This is a genomic window from Georgenia yuyongxinii (assembly GCF_006352065.1).
GTDB lineage: Bacteria > Actinomycetota > Actinomycetes > Actinomycetales > Actinomycetaceae > Georgenia > Georgenia yuyongxinii.
Window position 1 is genome coordinate 850,991 of the sequence record NZ_CP040915.1, and the last position, 17,989, is coordinate 868,979.

The 17,989-nt window shown below is 72.6% G+C and carries 13 protein-coding genes; 9 read left to right on the plus strand and 4 right to left on the minus strand.

The window, feature by feature from the left end; genetic code table 11:
• Nucleotides 1-10 precede the first annotated feature (10 nt).
• The 7 genes from metG to FE374_RS03945 all read left to right on the plus strand — a co-directional run bounded on the left by metG (nucleotide 11) and on the right by FE374_RS03945 (nucleotide 9,949).
• A complete protein-coding gene (metG, locus tag FE374_RS03915; RefSeq protein ID WP_139927332.1) occupies nucleotides 11-1,819 on the plus strand; it encodes a methionine--tRNA ligase in 1,809 nt (602 codons plus the stop codon).
• On the plus strand, nucleotides 1,819-2,763 hold the full coding sequence (locus FE374_RS03920) for a TatD family hydrolase (RefSeq protein ID WP_139927333.1): 945 nt from the start codon (nucleotides 1,819-1,821) through the stop codon (nucleotides 2,761-2,763). Before metG ends, FE374_RS03920 begins: the two co-directional genes overlap by 1 nt.
• Before the next feature lie 114 nt (nucleotides 2,764-2,877).
• Nucleotides 2,878-3,975 carry an aggregation-promoting factor C-terminal-like domain-containing protein gene (locus tag FE374_RS03925; protein ID WP_139927334.1) on the plus strand — a complete coding sequence of 366 codons (1,098 nt, stop codon included), beginning with the start codon at nucleotides 2,878-2,880 and terminating at the stop codon, nucleotides 3,973-3,975.
• Nucleotides 3,976-4,289: 314 nt separating this feature from the next.
• Complete coding sequence (locus tag FE374_RS03930; protein ID WP_139927335.1) at nucleotides 4,290-5,531, plus strand: resuscitation-promoting factor; 1,242 nt, start codon at nucleotides 4,290-4,292, stop codon at nucleotides 5,529-5,531.
• Between the two features lie 374 nt (nucleotides 5,532-5,905).
• The gene (gene rsmA / locus FE374_RS03935; protein ID WP_223173640.1) at nucleotides 5,906-6,841 is read left to right on the plus strand and encodes a 16S rRNA (adenine(1518)-N(6)/adenine(1519)-N(6))-dimethyltransferase RsmA; all 936 of its coding nucleotides are present in this window, start codon (nucleotides 5,906-5,908) and stop codon (nucleotides 6,839-6,841) included.
• Nucleotides 6,838-7,812: a 4-(cytidine 5'-diphospho)-2-C-methyl-D-erythritol kinase gene (locus FE374_RS03940; protein WP_139927337.1), complete on the plus strand. Its 975-nt coding sequence runs from the start codon at nucleotides 6,838-6,840 to the stop codon at nucleotides 7,810-7,812. The genes rsmA and FE374_RS03940 overlap by 4 nt, the downstream gene beginning before the upstream one ends.
• 163 nt (nucleotides 7,813-7,975) lie before the next feature.
• Nucleotides 7,976-9,949 (plus strand): ABC-F family ATP-binding cassette domain-containing protein, encoded by a 1,974-nt coding sequence (locus tag FE374_RS03945; protein WP_139927338.1) that lies wholly within the window; start codon nucleotides 7,976-7,978, stop codon nucleotides 9,947-9,949.
• Between the two features lie 137 nt (nucleotides 9,950-10,086).
• Here the strand turns inward: FE374_RS03945 and FE374_RS03950 are convergent, their stop codons facing one another.
• The 4 genes from FE374_RS03950 to FE374_RS03965 all read right to left on the minus strand — a co-directional run bounded on the left by FE374_RS03950 (nucleotide 10,087) and on the right by FE374_RS03965 (nucleotide 14,871).
• The gene (locus FE374_RS03950) at nucleotides 10,087-10,653 is read right to left on the minus strand and encodes a MarR family winged helix-turn-helix transcriptional regulator (RefSeq protein WP_139927339.1); all 567 of its coding nucleotides are present in this window, start codon (nucleotides 10,651-10,653) and stop codon (nucleotides 10,087-10,089) included.
• A gap of 166 nt (nucleotides 10,654-10,819) precedes the next feature.
• Nucleotides 10,820-12,037, minus strand: a complete 1,218-nt coding sequence (locus tag FE374_RS03955) for an ABC transporter permease (RefSeq protein ID WP_139927340.1) — start codon at nucleotides 12,035-12,037, stop codon at nucleotides 10,820-10,822.
• On the minus strand, nucleotides 12,034-13,020 hold the full coding sequence (locus FE374_RS03960) for an ABC transporter ATP-binding protein (RefSeq protein ID WP_230978443.1): 987 nt from the start codon (nucleotides 13,018-13,020) through the stop codon (nucleotides 12,034-12,036). Before FE374_RS03960 ends, FE374_RS03955 begins: the two co-directional genes overlap by 4 nt.
• A 450-nt stretch (nucleotides 13,021-13,470) precedes the next feature.
• Nucleotides 13,471-14,871, minus strand: coding sequence for a polysaccharide biosynthesis tyrosine autokinase (locus tag FE374_RS03965; RefSeq protein WP_168205583.1), 1,401 nt, complete (start codon nucleotides 14,869-14,871; stop codon nucleotides 13,471-13,473).
• Between the two features lie 359 nt (nucleotides 14,872-15,230).
• Between FE374_RS03965 and FE374_RS03970 the strand changes: the two genes are divergently transcribed.
• Together FE374_RS03970 and FE374_RS03975 are read left to right on the plus strand one after the other, a co-directional pair.
• Complete coding sequence (locus FE374_RS03970) at nucleotides 15,231-16,712, plus strand: sugar transferase (RefSeq protein ID WP_139927342.1); 1,482 nt, start codon at nucleotides 15,231-15,233, stop codon at nucleotides 16,710-16,712.
• Between the two features lies 1 nt (nucleotide 16,713).
• Nucleotides 16,714-17,988 (plus strand): glycosyltransferase family 4 protein, encoded by a 1,275-nt coding sequence (locus tag FE374_RS03975; protein WP_139927343.1) that lies wholly within the window; start codon nucleotides 16,714-16,716, stop codon nucleotides 17,986-17,988.
• Nucleotide 17,989: the final 1 nt, after the last annotated feature.

Below are 17,989 nucleotides of genomic sequence, written 5' to 3' on the forward strand. Positions count from 1 at the left end.
CGCTGGCCCCATGACCCGCATCCTTTCCGCCGTGGCCTGGCCGTATGCCAACGGCCCGCGCCACATCGGCCACGTGGCCGGCTTCGGTGTGCCCTCCGACGTCTTCAGCCGCTACATGCGCATGGCCGGCCACGACGTGCTCATGGTCTCGGGCACCGACGAGCACGGCACGCCGATCCTCGTGGCGGCGGACGCGCTTGGCTACAGCGCCAAGGAGTTCGCGGACCAGAACAACCGGCTCATCGTCGAGGACCTCGCGGCCCTGGGCCTGAGCTACGACCTGTTCACCCGCACCACCACCCGCAACCACTACGCCGTCGTGCAGCAGATGTTCCGCACGGTGCGCGACAACGGGTACATGGTCGAGCAGACGATGCTCTCCGCCATCAGCCCGTCCACCGGCCGCACCCTGCCGGACCGCTACATCGAGGGCACGTGCCCGATCTGCGGCTACCACGACGCCCGCGGGGACCAGTGCGACAACTGCGGCAACCAGCTCGACCCGGTCGACCTCATCGACCCGCGCAGCAAGATCAACGGCGAGGTGCCACGGTTCGTCGAGACCACCCACTACTTCCTCGACCTGCCGGCGCTCGCGGACTCCCTGGGCACGTGGCTGGACGGGCGGGCCGCGTCGGGCAGCTGGCGCCCCAACGTCATCAAGTTCAGCCAGCACCTGCTTGACGACATCAAGCCCCGTGCCATGACCCGGGACATCGACTGGGGCATCCCGGTGCCGGGCTGGGAGGACCAGCCCACCAAGCGGCTGTACGTGTGGTTCGACGCCGTCGTCGGCTACCTCTCCGCCTCCATCGAGTGGGCGCGGCGCACCGGCGACCCCGACGCCTGGCGTCAGTGGTGGAACGACCCCGAGGCGCTGTCCTACTACTTCATGGGCAAGGACAACATCGTCTTCCACTCCCAGATCTGGCCGGCGGAGCTGCTCGGCTACAACGGCGAGGGGGAGCGGGGCGGCGCGCCGGGCGGCTACGGCACGCTCAACCTGCCCACCGAGGTGGTCTCGAGCGAGTTCCTCACCATGGAGGGCAAGCAGTTCTCCTCCTCGCGCGGGGTGGTCATCTACGTGCGGGACGTGCTGGCGCGCTACCAGCCCGACGCGCTGCGCTATTTCATCTCCGCCGCCGGCCCCGAGACCCAGGACTCCGACTTCACCTGGGCGGAGTTCGTGCGCCGCACCAACGGCGAGCTCGTCGCCGGCTGGGGCAACCTCGTCAACCGCACCGCGGCGATGATCGCCAAGAACTTCGGGGAGATCCCCACCCCCGGGCCGCTCGAACCCGTCGACGCCGAGCTGCAGGGCGCCGTCGCCGCCGGCTTCACCACCGTGGGCGACCTCATCGGCGGCCACCACCAGCGCGCCGCGCTGGCCGAGGCGATGCGGCTGGTGGGCGAGGCCAACACCTACGTCACCCGCACCGAGCCCTTCAAGCTCAAGGCCCCCGAGCAGCGCGAACGGCTCGCCACCGTGCTGCACACCCTCGCCCAGGCCGTCAGCGACCTCAACGTCATGCTCAGCCCCTTCCTGCCGCACGCGGCCAATGCCGTCGACGCCGTCCTGGGCGGCACCGGCGACGTCGCCCCCATGCCCCGCATCGAGGAGGTCGAGGACCTCGACGGCGGCGACCCGTACCCGATCCTCACCGGCGACTACGGACGTGGCGGCGACCGCGCCTTCCCGGCCTGGGGGCCTCGTCCCGTCACGCCCGGCGCGCCCGTGGCCAAGCCCACGCCGATCTTCACCAAGCTCGACGACGACGTCGTCGAGAACGAGCTCGCCCGGCTGCGCAGCACCGACTGATGGGGAAGAAGAAGTCCGGGCGCCGGGGCTGGCCCGAGGCGCCCGCCCCGCTGCCCGCCCCGGTGGTCGACAACCACGCCCACCTGCCGCTGCTCGGGCCCGACGGCGCCCCGCTGGACGACGACGACGTCGCCCTGCCGCCCGGCGAGGCGCCGCTGACCACCGCCGAGCAGCTCGCGCGCGCCGCCGCGGTCGGGGTCACGCGGCTGATCACCGTCGGCTGCGACGTGCCCTCGCTGGCCGGGTCGGTGGCCCTGGCCCACGCCCACCGGGCGGTCGCCGCCGCGCTGGCGATCCACCCCAACGAGGCGCCGCTGCACGCCGGCGTGCGGGAGATCGCCCCGGACGGGCTGGACCCGGCCGTGCGGGCGCACCACCGGATCAGCCTGGACGACGCCGTCGCGCACGTCGCGGAGCTGGCGCGGGACCCGCGGGTGGTGGCGGTGGGGGAGTCCGGGCTGGACTTCTTCCGCACCGGCGAGCAGGGCCGGGCGCACCAGGTGCGTGCCTTCCGCGACCACATCGCCCTGGCCAAGGACCTCAGCAAGCCGCTGCAGGTGCACGACCGCGACGCCCACGCCGCGGTGGTCGAGACGCTGCTGGCCGACGGCGCCCCCGAGCGCACGGTGTTCCACTGCTTCTCCGGCGACGTCGAGCTCGCCCGCACCTGCGCCGAGCACGGCTGGTACGCATCCTTCGCGGGGCCGGTCACGTTCAAGGCCAACGAGGACCTGCGCGCCGCGCTGCGCGAGCTGCCGCCCGAGCTCGTGCTGGTCGAGACCGACGCGCCGTACCTGACCCCCGCCCCCTACCGGGGGCAGCCCAACGCCTCCTACGTCATGCCGCTGACCGTGGCGGCGATCGCCGAGCAGCTCGGCCTGGACCTCGAGCGAGCGTGCGCGGTGCTGACCGCGAACACCGACGCCGTCTACGGCACCTGGTAGCCGCCCGGACCGGACGCGTGATCCACAACACATGTCGACAGGGTTTTGCGGAAGATCACGAATCGGTTACGGTCGCATCCGGACCGTCTCCCCCTCCAGGCAGGACACCTCTTCGTGGCACGACACACCGCAGGGCGTCACAACGCTCCCGAGCTTGATGCGACGCCCCTGGGCCCGCCCGCGCCCGGCTCCCGGCGCGCCGCCCGCGCCGAGGCCGAGATGACCGCCCGATCGGGCGGCACCGGCATCACCCTGCCCCTGCCGGCCGTGCACACGCTGCGCGCCGGCGTGCTGGGTGCGGTCGTGCTCGGCACCGGCGCGTTCACGGTCAGCCAGGTCGCGGCCGACCCCGGCCTTGCCGCCGGCGACCTCACCGCCGCCGAGGCCGGCACCCTCGCGCTGCGCTCGGGCGAGGCCGCCTCCCGCTCCGAGACCGCTGGGCGCATGGCGCTCGAGGCCGACGGCGCCCGCACCTTCACGCTCGCGGTGGACGACCAGACCCACGAGGTCATCACCTCCGCCGCCACCCTCGGTGAGGCCCTCGCCGAAGCCGGCGTCGTCGTCGGCGCCGACGACAACGTCTCCGCCCCGCTCTCCGGCGCCGTGCCGGACGGCGAGCGCGTCGAGATCGCCCGCGTCACCACCGAGCACGTCACCGAGGAGAGCGTCGAGGCGCACTCCACCGTCGAGGAGAAGGACGCCTCGCTGCCCGAGGGTGAGCGCAAGGTCGTCACCGCCGGCGTGGACGGCGTCGCCAGCCACACCTACGCCGTCAAGAGCGCCGACGGCGAGGAGGTCTCCCGCGAGCTGGTCGCCTCCGTCGTCGCCGCCGTGAAGGTCGACGAGGTCGTCAAGGTGGGCACCAAGAAGGCCGTCGCCGAGGTGCCCGCGACCACCGCCGCCGTGAGCAGCGGCGACCCGCGCGCGATCGGCCGCGACCTGGCCGCTGCCCGCGGCTGGGGCGCCGAGCAGTTCCGGTGCCTGGACGCCCTGTGGACCCGTGAGTCCAACTGGCGCGTCCACGCCGACAACCCGTCCTCCAGCGCCTACGGCATCCCGCAGGCGCTGCCCGGTTCGAAGATGGCCTCCGCCGGCGCGGACTGGGCCACCAACCCTGCCACCCAGATCACCTGGGGCCTGGGCTACATCGCGGGGCGCTACGGCACCCCGTGCGGTGCCTGGGGCCACTCCCAGAGCGTCGGCTGGTACTGAGCCGACCGCTCGACCAGACCCGCTCCGGGGCCTCGATCTCGGCGGCCGGGTCGTTCGACGCGACGCAGGGGGCCGCGCCGAACGACCCGACCGCCGCATCCCCGCTAGGTCTCGCTGTGATTCGACACACGTAGACGCCAAGGTCACGATTAGATTACGGTTCCAACCGGTCCGTCCTGGACCACGGGCGCGCGAGCGCCCACCCTCCGAACAGCCGGATCAGACCGGCCGTCAGCGCCCCACCCGGCGCACGGCGAGGCAGCGCCTCGACCCTGACGGCGCCTCTGTGCCGGACCGCGCGTCGAAGGACACACGTGAGCGCGAACCACCGCACCGACCAGATCACCACCGTCTCCGCCGAAGGCGTCGAGACCTCCGTCCGCGCGAAGCGCCGCCTCCTTCCCTGGCTCGCCCTGGGCATCGTGCCCGTGCTCGTAGCCGGCGGCGCCGTCACCGCCCACGCCCACAAGAGCGTGGACCTCGAGATCAACGGCGAGCACCACACGCTGAGCACGTTCGCCGGTTCGGTCGAGGGCCTCCTCGCCGAGAAGGGCATCACCCTCGGTGAGCGTGACCTCCTCGCCCCCGCCCCGGACACCGCCCTGGCCGACGGCGCCGACGTCGTCGTGCGCACCGCCCGGGAGGTGACGGTCCAGATCGACGGCGAGGAGCAGGAGGTCTGGACCACGGCCCTGACCTCCGGCGAGGTCGTCGCCAGCCTCTTCGAGTCCGGCCGCGAGGTCTCCGTGGCCGCGTCCCGGTCCCTCGCCGGCGGCCGTCAGGCCCTGGACATGCCGCTGGTGGTCGACGGCGAGGCCGACGTCGTCGCCGACGGCGCCACCACCCGCGTGCAGCTCGCCGGCACCGCGTTCGTGCCCGACGCCCTCGAGGCGGCCGGGGTGGAGGTGGACCGCACCGACCGCGTCGAGGTCCGCACCGGCGAGAACGCGGTCCCCGTGGTCGTCGTGACCCGCATGGACCGGGGCGAGCGCACCGAGACCGAGCCGGTCGAGTTCGAGACGGTCGAGCGCGAGGACCCGACGATGCTCGAGGGCGAGACCGAGGTGGTCCAGGAGGGCGTGCCCGGCGAGCTCACCCGCACCTTCGTCACCGTGACGGTCGACGGCAAGGAGGCGCACTCCGAGCAGACCCGCGAGGAGGTCACCACCGAGCCGGTCAACAAGATCGTCGCCGTGGGCACCAAGGCGCGTCCGGCCCCGGCGCCCGCTCCCGCCGCCAAGGCACCCGCAGCGGCCGCCTCCGGCGGCGGCGGCGCCGCCACGGCCGCACCGGCACCGGCTCCCGCCCCTGCCACCGGCGACGTGTGGGCCCGGCTGGCCCAGTGCGAGTCCGGCGGCAACCCGACCATCGTCAGCGCCAACGGGCTCTACCACGGCCTCTACCAGTTCTCGGTGGGCACGTGGCAGGCCGTGGGTGGCACCGGTCTGCCCAGCCAGGCCTCCCCGGCCGAGCAGACCCAGCGCGCCCAGGCCCTGCAGGCCCGGTCCGGGTGGGGCCAGTGGCCCGCCTGCGCCCGCAAGCTCGGCCTCCTCTGAGAAGTGATAGTGAGATGCTCGCGAGATGTCATCTTCTCCGTGAGATGTCATCTCTTGTGCGAGATGTGATCAGCTGACGCGTGCTCCCTGAGAGCACCTCTGGGCATCCGACCGGGCGCACCTGTACCGACGCCCACAACCGCCGCGCGCGGGACCTCACGGTCCCGCACGCGGCGGTATTTCGCGCCCGACCGGAGCATCTCCGCTGAGCGAACGTCGTGCCCGCACACGGGGCACACCGCCGCGCCAGCAGTGGCCGCACCGGACATCCCGCCGATCGACTGGGAGCCGCACCCGGATATCCCCTCATCGACCTGGGGTCCGGCGTCGACCGCGGCCGCTGGCGTCCCGCGCCGCCCGTTAGGCTCGGCGCCGTGACGACTGATGCCGCCCCGCCCGCGGGCCTGCTCGGCGCGGCGGACGTGCGGCGCCTCGCCGACGCCCTCGGCGTACGACCCACCAAGACCCTCGGGCAGAACTTCGTCCACGACGCCGGCACGGTGCGCCGCATCGTCCGCACGGCCGGCGTGGAAGCCGGCGACGTCGTCCTCGAGGTGGGTCCCGGCCTCGGGTCGCTCACCCTCGCCCTGCTGGAGACCGGCGCCCACGTCGTCGCCGTCGAGATCGACCCGCCACTGGCCCGCGCCCTGCCGGCCACCGTCACCGCCCGCATGCCCGACGCCGCCGCCCGGCTGGCCGTGCTGCCCGCCGACGCGATGACGGTCACCGGACCGGCGGACCTGCCGGCGCCGGCCGCACTGGCGGGGGACGCCGTCGTCCCGACCCGGCTCGTCGCGAACCTGCCGTACAACGTGGCCGTCCCGGTGCTGCTGACCCTGCTGCAGAACCTACCGAGCTTGGCCGAGGTGCTGGTCATGGTCCAGGCGGAGGTGGCCGACCGGATCGCCGCACCGCCTGGATCCCGCACCTACGGCGTGCCCTCGGTCAAGGCCGCCTGGTACGCAGAGGCCACACGCGCCGGCACCATCTCCCGGTCCGTGTTCTGGCCGGTGCCCAACGTCGACTCCGCGCTGGTCCGCCTGCGCCGCCGCGAGCCCCCCGCGACCACGGCCACCCGCCGGGAGGTCTTCGCCGTCGTCGACGCCGCGTTCGCCCAGCGGCGCAAGACGCTGCGTGCCGCCCTCGGACCCTGGGCCGGCTCACCCGCGGCCGCCGAGGTGGCCCTGCGCGCGGCCGGGGTGGACCCCACCCTGCGCGGCGAGCGGCTCACCGTCGCCGACTTCGCCCGGATCGCCGAGCAGCGCCCGGCGGGCGCGGGGACCACCCCCTCTGGCACCCTGGCCAGGTGACGGCTACCCAGGTCCAGGTCCGCGCGCCGGGGAAGATCAACCTCGCGCTGCACGTCGGCCCGCCCCGGCCCGACGGGTACCACCCGCTGGCCACCCTCTTCCAGGCGGTCTCCCTCTACGAGGACGTCCTCGCGCGCCCCGCGGACGAGATCACCCTGGAGCTGCGCGGCCGCGGCACCGACCTGCCCACCGACGCCGGCAACCTCGCCGTGCGCGCCGCGGCGCTGCTGCGCGAGACCGGCGGCGTGGACCGCGGCGTCCACCTGACCATCACCAAGCAGGTGCCCGTGGCCGGCGGCATGGCCGGCGGCTCGGCCGACGCCGCGGCCACCCTGCTGGCGTGCGACCAGCTCTGGGGCACCGGGCTCAGCCGCGAGGAGCTCGCCGAGCTCGCCGCCGAGCTCGGCGCCGACGTGCCCTTCGCGCTGACCGGCATGTCCGCCATGGGCGTCGGGCGCGGGGACCTGGTCACCCCGGTCATGAGCCGCGGCACCTACCACTGGGTGCTCGCCGTGCAGGGGGAGGGCCTGTCCACCCCGCACGTGTTCACGACCTTCGACGAGCTCGAGGGGTACACCGTGCCGAGCGCCGCCGCGCCCGGGTCCGGGTCCGGGTCCGACCAGGCCGCTCCCGACGGCGCCGGCCCGCGCGTCGACCCCGGCCTGCTCGCGGCCCTGCTCTCCGCCGACCCGCTGGTGCTGGCCAAGCACCTCACCAACGACCTGCAGGACGCCGCCCTCGACCTGCGTCCCGAGCTCGGCGACGTCCTCGCCGCGGCCGACCGGGCCGGCGCGCTGGCCGCCGTCGTCTCCGGCTCCGGGCCCACCGTCGCCGCCCTCGCGCTCGACGCCCCGCACGCCGCCAGCGTGGCCGACGTCATGCGGGCCGCCGAGGTCGCCGCCGAGGTCCTCACCGTCACCGGGCCGGTGCCTGGTGCGCGGGTGCTCGAGCACGTGCACGGCAGGCGGTAGGCGGCACCGTCCGGGGCACTGCTCGACCGGACGGCGGCGCCCGGGCGCGAGGAACGCCGGTCGGGGCCCTCAGCCCGAGTCCGCACCGTAGCGCCCGGCCTGAGAGACTGGACCCCGTGCTTCTTACCCGCCCCGCCACACGCCCCGACCGCGAGCCGAGCTGATGGCCCACCTCCTCGGCATCGAGGGCGCCGGCGTCGTCCTCGGCTCACGCCCCATCCTCGACGGCATCACCCTCGGCCTCGACGACGGTGTGCGCGTGGGCGTGCTCGGCCGCAACGGCGCCGGCAAGTCCACCCTGCTCGGCATCCTGGCCGGCAGCGTCGAGCCGGACACCGGGCGCGTCACCCGCGCCGGCGGCACCCACGTCGTCGCCCTCGACCAGTCCGACGACCTGCCCGGCGGGACCGTCGTGCGCGACATCGTCCACCCCGGCGTCGACGAGCACGTCTGGGCCTCCCAACCGGCGGTCCGCGACATCCACGCCGGCCTGCTGGCCGACGTCGGCCTGGACGCCGACGTCGCCACCCTCTCCGGTGGGCAGCGCCGGCGCGTGGCGCTCGCCCGGGTGCTTACCCAGCCCGCCGAGGTGCTCATCCTCGACGAGCCCACCAACCACCTCGACGTCGAGGGGGTGGACTGGCTCGCCCACCATCTGCAGGAGCGGTACGCCCGCGGCGAGGGCGCGCTGGTCGTCGTCACCCACGACCGTTGGTTCCTCGACGCCGTCTGCACCAAGGTCTGGGAGGTCGTCCCCGGGCACGACGGCGTCGCCGGCCGGGCGCCCGTGGGCGGGCACGTGGAGACGTACGACGGCGGCTACGCGGCCTACGTCCTGTCCCGCGCCGAACGCACCCGCACCGCCGCCGTCACCGAGGAGAAGCGCAACAACCTCCTGCGCAAGGAGCTGGCGTGGCTGCGCCGCGGCGCCCCGGCCCGCACCTCGAAGCCGAAGTTCCGGCTCGACGCCGCTGCCGCCCTGATCGCCGACGAGCCGCCGCCGCGCGACCCGCTTGAGCTGACCCGCCTCGCCACCGCCCGGCTGGGCAAGGACGTCGTCGACCTGGAGGACGTGTCCGTCGCCTACCCGCTGCGGCCGGGTGAGACGGCCGCCGTCGCGCGTGACGAGGGAGGCACCGCGGACGGGATGCGCACCGTCCTGGACGGTGTCACCTGGCGCCTGGCCCCCGGCGAGCGGGTGGGGATCGTGGGCGTCAACGGCGCCGGGAAATCCACCCTGCTGCGCCTGCTGGCGGGCACCCAGCAGCCCACCGCCGGCCGGGTCAAGCGCGGCAAGACCGTGCAGGTCGCCCAGCTCTCCCAGGAGACCCGCGAGCTCGACGCCGTCGCGCACCTGCGGGTGATCGAGGCGGTCGAGGAGGTCAAGGGCCGGGTCGAGGTCGGCGGCAAGGAGCTCACCGCCGGCCAGCTGGTGGAGCGGCTCGGGTTCACCCGCGAACGCGCGTGGACGCCGGTGGCCGACCTCTCCGGCGGCGAGCGGCGACGCCTGCAGCTGCTGCGACTGCTCGTGGCCGAGCCGAACGTGCTGCTCCTGGACGAGCCCACCAACGACCTCGACACCGACACCCTGGCCGCCGTCGAGGACCTCCTCGACGGCTGGCCCGGCACCCTGGTGGTGGTCTCGCACGACCGGTACCTGCTCGAGCGGGTCACCGACCACCAGGTCGCCCTGCTCGGCGACGGGCAGCTCCGCGGCCTCCCGGGCGGTATCGAGCAGTACCTGCGGCTGCGGCACCAGCTCGAGACGGCAGGGGAGCGGGCCGGCGGGGCGTCGGGCGGCGGGACGTCAGCGGGCGGAGGCTCCGGCAGCGGGGTGCCCGTGTCCCAGGGCCGGGGAGCGGTGCCCGGCGGCGACGGCGTTGCCACCGCGCCGTCCACCGGGCCCAGCGCCGCCGAGCAGCGCGTGGCACGCAAGGAGATGGCCCGCCTGGAACGTCAGCTCGCCAAGGCCTCCGAACGGATCGAGAAGCTGCACGCCGAGCTGGCGGCGGCCTCCGGGGACCCGGCGCGCGTGGGTGAGCTCACCGACCTGGCGGCACGGGCGAAGGCGGCCGAGGACGAGCACGCCGGTCTGGAGGAGGAGTGGCTCACCGCCGCCGAGGTGGCCGAAGCCTGAGGGGCAGGGCGGCCCAAGCCGGCCGAACACTTTCCCGCGAGATGTCATCTTCTCCGCGACATGTCACGCGCCGTCAGCCCGCCGGTGACATCTCACGGAGAAGTTGACATCTCACCGGGAGGGGCGGGGGCCCGGTGTCAGGGCCGGTCGAAGGGGAGCAGCAGCCTGCGCAGCAGGTCACGCAGCTGGCTACGTTCGGCGGGGGTGAGCGCCGCCAGGAGCTCGCGCTCGGAGTCGAGCAGGGTGGACATGGCGGCGTCCACGCGCGACTTGCCGTCGGGTGTCAGCCGCACCTTGACGACGCGACGGTCGGTGGCGTCACCGGCCCGCACGACGAGGCCGTGGGCCACCATCCGGTCGATCCGGTTGGTCATCGTGCCGGAGGAGACCAGGGTCTCGGCGATCAGCCGGCCGGGGGTGAGCTCGTACGGGTCGCCGGCCCGGCGCAGGGCGGAGAGCACGTCGAACTCCCACGCCTCGACGCCGTGCTCGGTGAACGCCCGACGCCGCGCGAGGTCGAGGTGGCGGGCGAGGCGTGAGACCCGGGAGAACACGTGCAACGGCATTGGCTGCAGGTCCGGCCGCTCGCGCTGCCAGGCGGTGACGATCCGGTCCACCTCGTCCTGACCGCCGGGCGCGCCGGCCGACGGCGTCGCCGCGGGACGAAGGGTCCCCGGCTGCTCGGTCGGCTGCGCTGCACTCATCCTCCGAGATTACTCGACATCGAGATAAATCGTCGGGTGCCAGGCCGGCATGGGCCCCGGCCCCGGCACCAGCACCGGCGCTGACCGACGACGAACGACGGCGCCACCTCGCAGGGAGGTGACGCCGTCGGCCGTCGCGCGGTGGCATTGCGAGCGTCAGGGCCGGTCAGCCCTTGAGGGCCTCGGAGAGCTTCATCCGGCCGCCCGTGTGGAGGACGCCGCGCTGGTAGACGCGGGCCGCGATCCAGATGAGCAGCGGGATCGCCACGAGCGCGATGACGATGGACAGCGGCATCTCCCATCCGGCGAGGCCGCCGAAGGCTTCCCGGACCGGCATCATGAACGGCGCGAAGAACGGCACCTGGGACAGGATCTTGACGGCGGTGCCGTCGGGGTTGTTCGGCACCATGAACATGGTCATGTAGTACGGGATGAACAGCAGGAACATCAGCGGCGTCGTCACCGTGCCGATGTCCTCCTGGCGGGAGACGAGCGCCGCGAACCCGCCGAAGAGCAGCGCGAAGAGCGCGTAGCCCAGCAGGAACCACAGGACCATCAGCCCCAGGGAGGCGCCGAGGTTGATCTCCAGCCCGTCCATCAGGCCGATGGCGCTCGCCGCGATCGCCAGGGCACCGCCGAGCACGACCACCTGGAAGAGCCCGTAGATGCCGATCCCGAGGATCTTGCCGGCCAGCAGCTGGGTGGGCCTGATCGTCGCGAGGAGGATCTCCACCACCCGGGAGGTCTTCTCTTCCACCACGCCCATCGCGATGAGCGAGCCGGACCCGATGAGCGCGAAGAGCAGCACGGAGATCATCGCCATCGCGACGCCGTAGGTCGGGCCGTCGAACCCGTCCGCGCCGCCCTCGCCGTCCTCGCCCTCGAGCGACTCGACGGTGGGCGTGGCGCTCGCCATCGTCTGGTTGAACGTGTCCGGGTTGCCGCCGAGCTCGCTGATCTGATCGGCGAACGCGAAGGACTGGGTGGCCGTGGTGACCAGCGCCAGCAGCTCGGGGTCCGCGCCGTCCGCCACGAGCATGGTGGGGGCGGCCGGGTCGCCGTCGAGGAAGGCGTCGAGCTTGGCGTCGGCCTCACCGGTCAGGGCGGCCTCGGCGTCGTCGCGGGTCATGGGGAGGACGTCGACGTCGGAGTCCTGCTGCGCAGCCCCGGCCTCGAGCGGGTCGGTGAGGACGACCGTGGACTCGGAGACGCCGACCTGCAGCGCCGACGGGCCTTGGTCGCGGTTCATGAAGTAGTTGCCGACGAACGCGGCGACGATGATGACGGCGAGCATGACGGCCAGCGAGATGATGTTCGCCTTGGTCATCATGCGGGTCTTGACCTCGCGGCTGGCGATCAGCCAGATGGTGCCCAGGCTGCTCATGCGGCCACCTCCGAACGGGCGCGACGGGACCGGGAGCCGCTGCCCTCGGGCGGGGTGGGCTCGGCGTCTCCCGCGGTGACGACGTGCCGGAACAGGTCGGTCAGACGCGGCCGGACCGGGGCGAACTCCCGGACCGCGCCGAGGGCGAGGGCGCCGGTGAGCAGCTGCTGCTCGGTGCCGGGCGTCGCGCCGTCCAGCTCGACGAGCACGGCCTGAGGCCGGTCGGGGGCGGGCTGGGCGGTGGCGCCGGGCAGGCCGGCCGCCCAGGCCAGGATGGTGGCGGGCTCGGCGTCGACGTCGACGAGCCAGCGCGGTCGGTCGGTGGTGCGCAGCTCGTCGATGGTGCCCAGCGCCTCCATCTGCCCGGCGCGGACGATGCCGACGCGGTCGCAGAGCCGCTCGACGAGGTCGAGCTGGTGGGAGGAGAAGATGACCGGCACGCCGGCCGCGGCACGCTCGCGCAGGACCGCGGACATGACGTCGACCGCGACGGGGTCCAGGCCGGAGAAGGGCTCGTCGAGCACCAGGACGTTGGGGGAGTGGACCAGGGCGGCGGCGAGCTGGACACGCTGCTGGTTGCCGAGGGAGAGCTTCTCGACGTTGTCGCCGCGCCGTGCGCCCACGCCGAGCCGGTCGGTCCAGTACTCGGTGGCGCTGGCGGCGTCGGCGGGGGACATGCCGTGCAGCTTCGCGAGGTAGACGAGCTGCTCGCCGACCTTCATCTTCGGGTACAGGCCGCGCTCCTCGGGCATGTAGCCCACCCGCCGGCGGGCCTGCAGGTCGAGCTCGGCGCCGTTCCACCGCACCTGCCCGGAGTCGGCGGCGAGCACGCCCAGCATGATCCGCATGGCGGTGGTCTTGCCGGCGCCGTTGGACCCGACGAACCCGAAGATCTCCCCGGCGTGGACGTCGAAGGTCATGTCCCGCAAGGCCCGCAGGGTGCCGTAGGACTTGTTGAGATGGTCGATCTCGAGCTTGCTCACGCGCGTCCCCTCCTGCCCGCGGCAGTCGCGGGCTCGCCGCCGGTGGTACCAGGGCGGATCTGGGCATGGTTTTGCCCGTCAAATTACCAGCAGCGCCACGCCCACCTCGACATCCGGATGCGGCGGGTGGGAAACGCGACGCGAGTGCGGGGCGCCGATGCAATGCCCGAGTGTGGGCGCCATGCGATGCAGAGGGCGGGGACGGCGCGGCGCTCGAAGGGTCGGGGCCAAGTGTGGTGATCTACTGCGGCGGCTGTTGTGACGGGTTCAAGGTGGTGCGGAGCGGTGAGACGCTGCCGAGGACGTCCGGGACTTCACAGCTCCTGCGGGCGAGCACCGCCTCCCGGTCACGTGCCGTGTTCACCGTCGCGGCCCTCTGCGCCTCGGGGCGAACAGGGGCGGTCGTGGGTGAGATCCCGCTGGTCGCCGAAGCGGGGCGCTGACCCGTCGCTACTTCCGGACCGCGACCGCGGCGCCCTGCCTAGCGTTGCGCCGAAGCCGCGACAGGTCCCGAGAGTCGTAGGAGGAGTAGCTCTCCGACTTACTGCGCTGCACACGGTTGAGCACGAGCCCCAGGATTCGCGCGCGCACCGAATCAAGCGATCGCAGCGCCTCGCCCAGCTGGTGACGGTGCACCCGCCCGCAGCCCACGACGACGATCGCACCCGAGGTGAGTCGGGACAGCACGGCGGCATCGGTGACGGGCAGGAGCGGGGGAGCGTCGACCAGCACGACGTCGTATTGCGCCTCGAGCTGCGCTAGCACTCCTTCCATCGCCGCGGACCCGAGCAACTCGCTGGGGGTGGAAGGAACCTGCCCCGACGGCATCACCGCCAGGGGGCTCGCGCCCCAGGGCTGGACAATCTCCTCCGGCGTCGCCGCACCGATCAGCACGCTCGCCAGGCCCGCGCTGCCTTCAAGACCCATGTACTCCGCCACAGACGGACGGCGGAAGTTCGCGTCCACGACGATGACTGACCTGCCGGCGTCGGCGATGGCCAGGCCGAGGTTGAGCATCGTGGTGGTCGTGCCTTCGGTCGGGACGGCCGACGTAAGAACGATCGACCGGGGAGGGTCGGAGACGTCGAGGAACGTGAGGTTCGTCCGCAGTCGCCGATACGCTTCGGCACGCGCGCCGTATGCGTCGTCTCGCACGGCAAGGGGCCGGCGCGGCGCGGAGCTGTCGTGTCGGATCGTGCCGATGACGCTGGCGCTCGTGACGGACGCAACGTCCTCGACATCGTGCACCGTCGTGTTCAGCCGTTCCCGCAGGACGACGTAGACCACAGCGATCGCAAGACCGATCATCAGGCCGAGCGCGAGGTTCACCGGGATGTTGGGCGACGACGGCTCGTCAGGGGCCGTGGCCTCTCGAAGGACCGAGATCTTCACAGGTGACGTCGAGCCGCCCTCCGGCGTCTCGACGTCGGCCACGGCAGAACGGAAGCTCGCCGCGATTGCATTCGCGGTGGCCGAGGCGTCCTGCGGGTCCTCGGCCGAGACACGGATGTTGATCAGGCCCGTGTCAGGTGGGGAATCGGCCGTGACCCGCTCCCCGAGAGCGTCGGCATCGTCCTGGAGGCCCAGCAGTTCCACGACGGGTGCGAGAACGATCGGGGTGGTCACGATGTCGACATAACTGCGCACTTGCTGCCTGGTGAAACTGGAACCCTGCAGCAGGTCGGACGTGGTCGCGCCGCCGCGCACCGAGACGAAAACCTGGGTGGTGGCCGCGTAGACCGGTTTCATCGTCAAGCTGGCCACCGCGGCAGCCGCGACGGCGAGGAGCACGACGATGCCGATGGAGATCCATTGCCTCCGAACAACTCCGAGATACTCATGAAGATCCACAGGTCCAGACTTCCTGTATTCGAGCGCTGCGCTCTGCGGCCGTCCGGGCATCGGCGGTGTGCAGATTGAAGCACGGCCCGCCGAGCCGGTCGGCCGGATCCGGATGGCAATTTCTTCGTTATCTCCTCCGGCACAGCCGCGAGGCGTGCGCCTCACCCACACACTCGCCCCGGATCTGACTGAGTCACCCCGAAATCACCCTTCGTGCTCGTCCCCAAATCATCCGGCCCCGGTCGACGGAAGGGCCTCACTGTTCCGGACCCGACTGGTCTGCTGATCCACGTCGCCGCCCTCTCTCGCGGTACCGCGAAGTCTCGGGGAGCCGGCGCATCTGTCCTGCATGAACGTCGGAGGTGGTCATGACACTGGTTGGCGAGCGCCTGCCTACGGTGGCGCAGCGGCCCGCCCGCGGCGCCCCCGACATGGTCACACCCGCAACGCGCCTGACAGCCACCGACTACGCGCGGACGCTCACGCTCGTCGACACCGTCGCGGTGCTCGGCGCCCTGCTGGCGGGTCTGGCGACCCTGTCCCACGGCGTGCTGCCCTACTCCGCATCCTGGCTCACTTCACTTACCGCACTCGTCACCCTCGGAGCGGGCTGGCTCATCGCGCTCACCCTTACCCGCTCGCGGCACCGAGCCTTGCTCGGGCGCGGACCAACGGAGTACCAGCGGGTGTTCGACGCCAGCTGGACGACCGTCGCGACTGCGGCCATCGCCGACTACGTCCTGGACCTCAGCCTGACGAAATCCACTCTCGGCGTCATGGCCGGCGTGGGCGTTTCAGCCCTGCTCCTGGGGAGGTTCGCGGCCCGGCAGTGGCTGCACCGGCAGCGCGCCGTCGGCCGCGTTCGGATAGCGACGTTGGTCGTCGGGCGGGAGGCGCAGATCCGCTCCTTGGCCAACCGGTTCCGGCGGGCCAACGGACGCAGCCCGGAGGTGGTCGGTGCCTGCGTGCCCGCAGACGAGGCCGGTGGGGGGCTCGACCAGACAGTCCCTGTACTCGGCGACCTCTCGCGGGTCGCCGAGGTGGCGCAGGAGACAGGCGTCGAACTCGTCGTCGTCGCGAGCTCGGACGTGGTCACCGCTGAGGAGTTCCGGCGGTGGGGCTGGGAACTGGAGCGCAGCGGTGTCGGCCTCGCAGTCGCCTCCGAGCTGGCCGATCCCCCCAGCCGGCGGACGCTGCTGACACTTCACGACGGCGTACCGCTGATCCATGTCGACGCACCCCGGTTCAACGGACTCAGGCACGTCGTCAAGGCCGCCTTCGACTGGGGGGCCGCCGCTCTCATCGTCATCGCGATCGCCCCCGTGATGCTGACGATCGCACTCCTGGTCAAGGTCACCAGCCCGGGGAACGTGTTTTACACGCAGGAGCGGGTTGGCAAGGACGGCAGGCCGTTCCGGATGCTCAAGTTCCGGTCGATGGTCGACGGCGCGGACCGGTGTCTGGACGAGGTCCTCGGTGACGCCGGGGTGCGCATCTACTTCAAGTGCCGCAACGATCCTCGGGTAACTCCGCTCGGACGTTTCCTGCGACGCCACTCGCTGGACGAGCTGCCACAGCTGCTCAACGTGCTGAAGGGGGAGATGAGTCTGGTCGGTCCCCGGCCGCAGGTGGAGCGGGAGGTCGCCCAGTACGACCGGTACGCCCTCCGGCGGCTCCTGGTTCGCCCGGGCTGCACAGGCCTGTGGCAGGTGAGTGGGCGGTCGGACGTCCCTGCGCGGGAAGCCCTCGTCATGGACGTCCGGTACGCGGAGAACTGGAGCCTCGTCGGGGACCTGCTCATCCTGGCCCGCACTGTCAAGGTCATCCTCACGGGTGAAGGAGCCTACTGATTTGACTATCCAGCTTGCCGGCCGCCCCGAGGCCGACAGACCCGCCGCGCTGGCCGGCCTGCGCGTGTGCATCGTGGGCCTCCATTACGCGCCGGAGACCACGGGCAACGCTCCGTACACGACGGCCCTGGCGCGGTGCCTGTCGGCGGCCGGCGGCGAGGTCCATGTCGTCACCGGTGTGCCGCACTACCCGCAGTGGGCGATCCAGGACGAGCGCTACCGTCGCGGTCTGCGGTGGTGCGAGCGGGACGGTGAGGTGCGCCTGACGAGGCTGCGTCACGCCGTCCCGGCGGTGCCGGACCTGGCCGGGCGCTCCCGCCTCGAGGCCACGTTCGCGGTGCAGGCGGCGCGGGAGGTCGCGCACGACCGGTCAGACGTCGTGATCGCGGTCACCCCGATGCTGTCCGCGCTCTCCGCGGCGGTCGCCGCCGGCCGGGGCCGCCCCGTCGGCGTGCTCGTCCAGGACCTCACCGGACAAGGTGCACAGGAGTCCGGGCTTGCCAGCGGCACAGCGGCGCGCCTCATCGCCCGGGCCGAGGTAGCCCTGCTGCGCCGGGCCTCGCTCGTCGGTGTGATCACGCCCCGGTTCGGCTCCCTGCTGGCCGGTGCCGGTCTCGACCCGGGGCGGATCGTAGACCTGGCGAACTTCACCCACGTGAAGGCCATGGAGGTCAGCCGCGACGACGCTCGCCGGCGTCTGGGGTGGCCGACTGACCGCTTCCTCGTCGTGCATGCGGGAAACATGGGGGTGAAGCAGGGGCTCGAGACGGTGGTCGACGCCGCCCGCCTTGCGCAGTCCGCCGCATCCAACGTCTACTTCGTGATGGTTGGCGCCGGCAGTCGCCGTGAGGCCGTCGAGCGACAGGCGCGGGGCGTCGACCGGATCACGTTCGTCGACCCAGTCTCCGAGGACGTCTTCCCGTACGTGTTGGCGGCCGCGGACGTCCTGCTCGTCAACGAGAAACCCGGCGTGAAGGAGATGTCACTGCCGAGCAAGCTCACGTCCTACGCCAGCGCGCATCGGCCGATCCTGGCCGCCGTCGACGCCGGAGGGATCACGGCGAGCGTGCTGGCGGAGCACGGCGCCGCGGAGCTGACTCCGGCCGGCGCGGCCGGTGCGATGCTCGAGTCCTTGCAACGCCTGAGCCACGAGCCAGCGCGGCGACGCCGGTTGGCCGATGCCGCGGCAGAGCTCGGCAGGACGAGGTTTGGCGCGGCGGCGGCCGCCACGCGCTACCGCAAGTTCGCACGGAGGCTCGCCGATGAGTGTTCGTGAT

Coding starts and splice junctions, on each gene's coding strand:
- metG (WP_139927332.1), top strand. CDS start 11: ATGACCCGCATCCTTTCCGCCGTGGCCTGGCCGTATGCCAACGGCCCG.
- FE374_RS03955 (WP_139927340.1), bottom strand. CDS start 12,037: ATGAGCAGCCTGGGCACCATCTGGCTGATCGCCAGCCGCGAGGTCAAG.
- FE374_RS03920 (WP_139927333.1), top strand. CDS start 1,819: ATGGGGAAGAAGAAGTCCGGGCGCCGGGGCTGGCCCGAGGCGCCCGCC.
- FE374_RS03970 (WP_139927342.1), top strand. CDS start 15,231: ATGACACTGGTTGGCGAGCGCCTGCCTACGGTGGCGCAGCGGCCCGCC.
- FE374_RS03950 (WP_139927339.1), bottom strand. CDS start 10,653: ATGAGTGCAGCGCAGCCGACCGAGCAGCCGGGGACCCTTCGTCCCGCG.
- FE374_RS03945 (WP_139927338.1), top strand. CDS start 7,976: ATGGCCCACCTCCTCGGCATCGAGGGCGCCGGCGTCGTCCTCGGCTCA.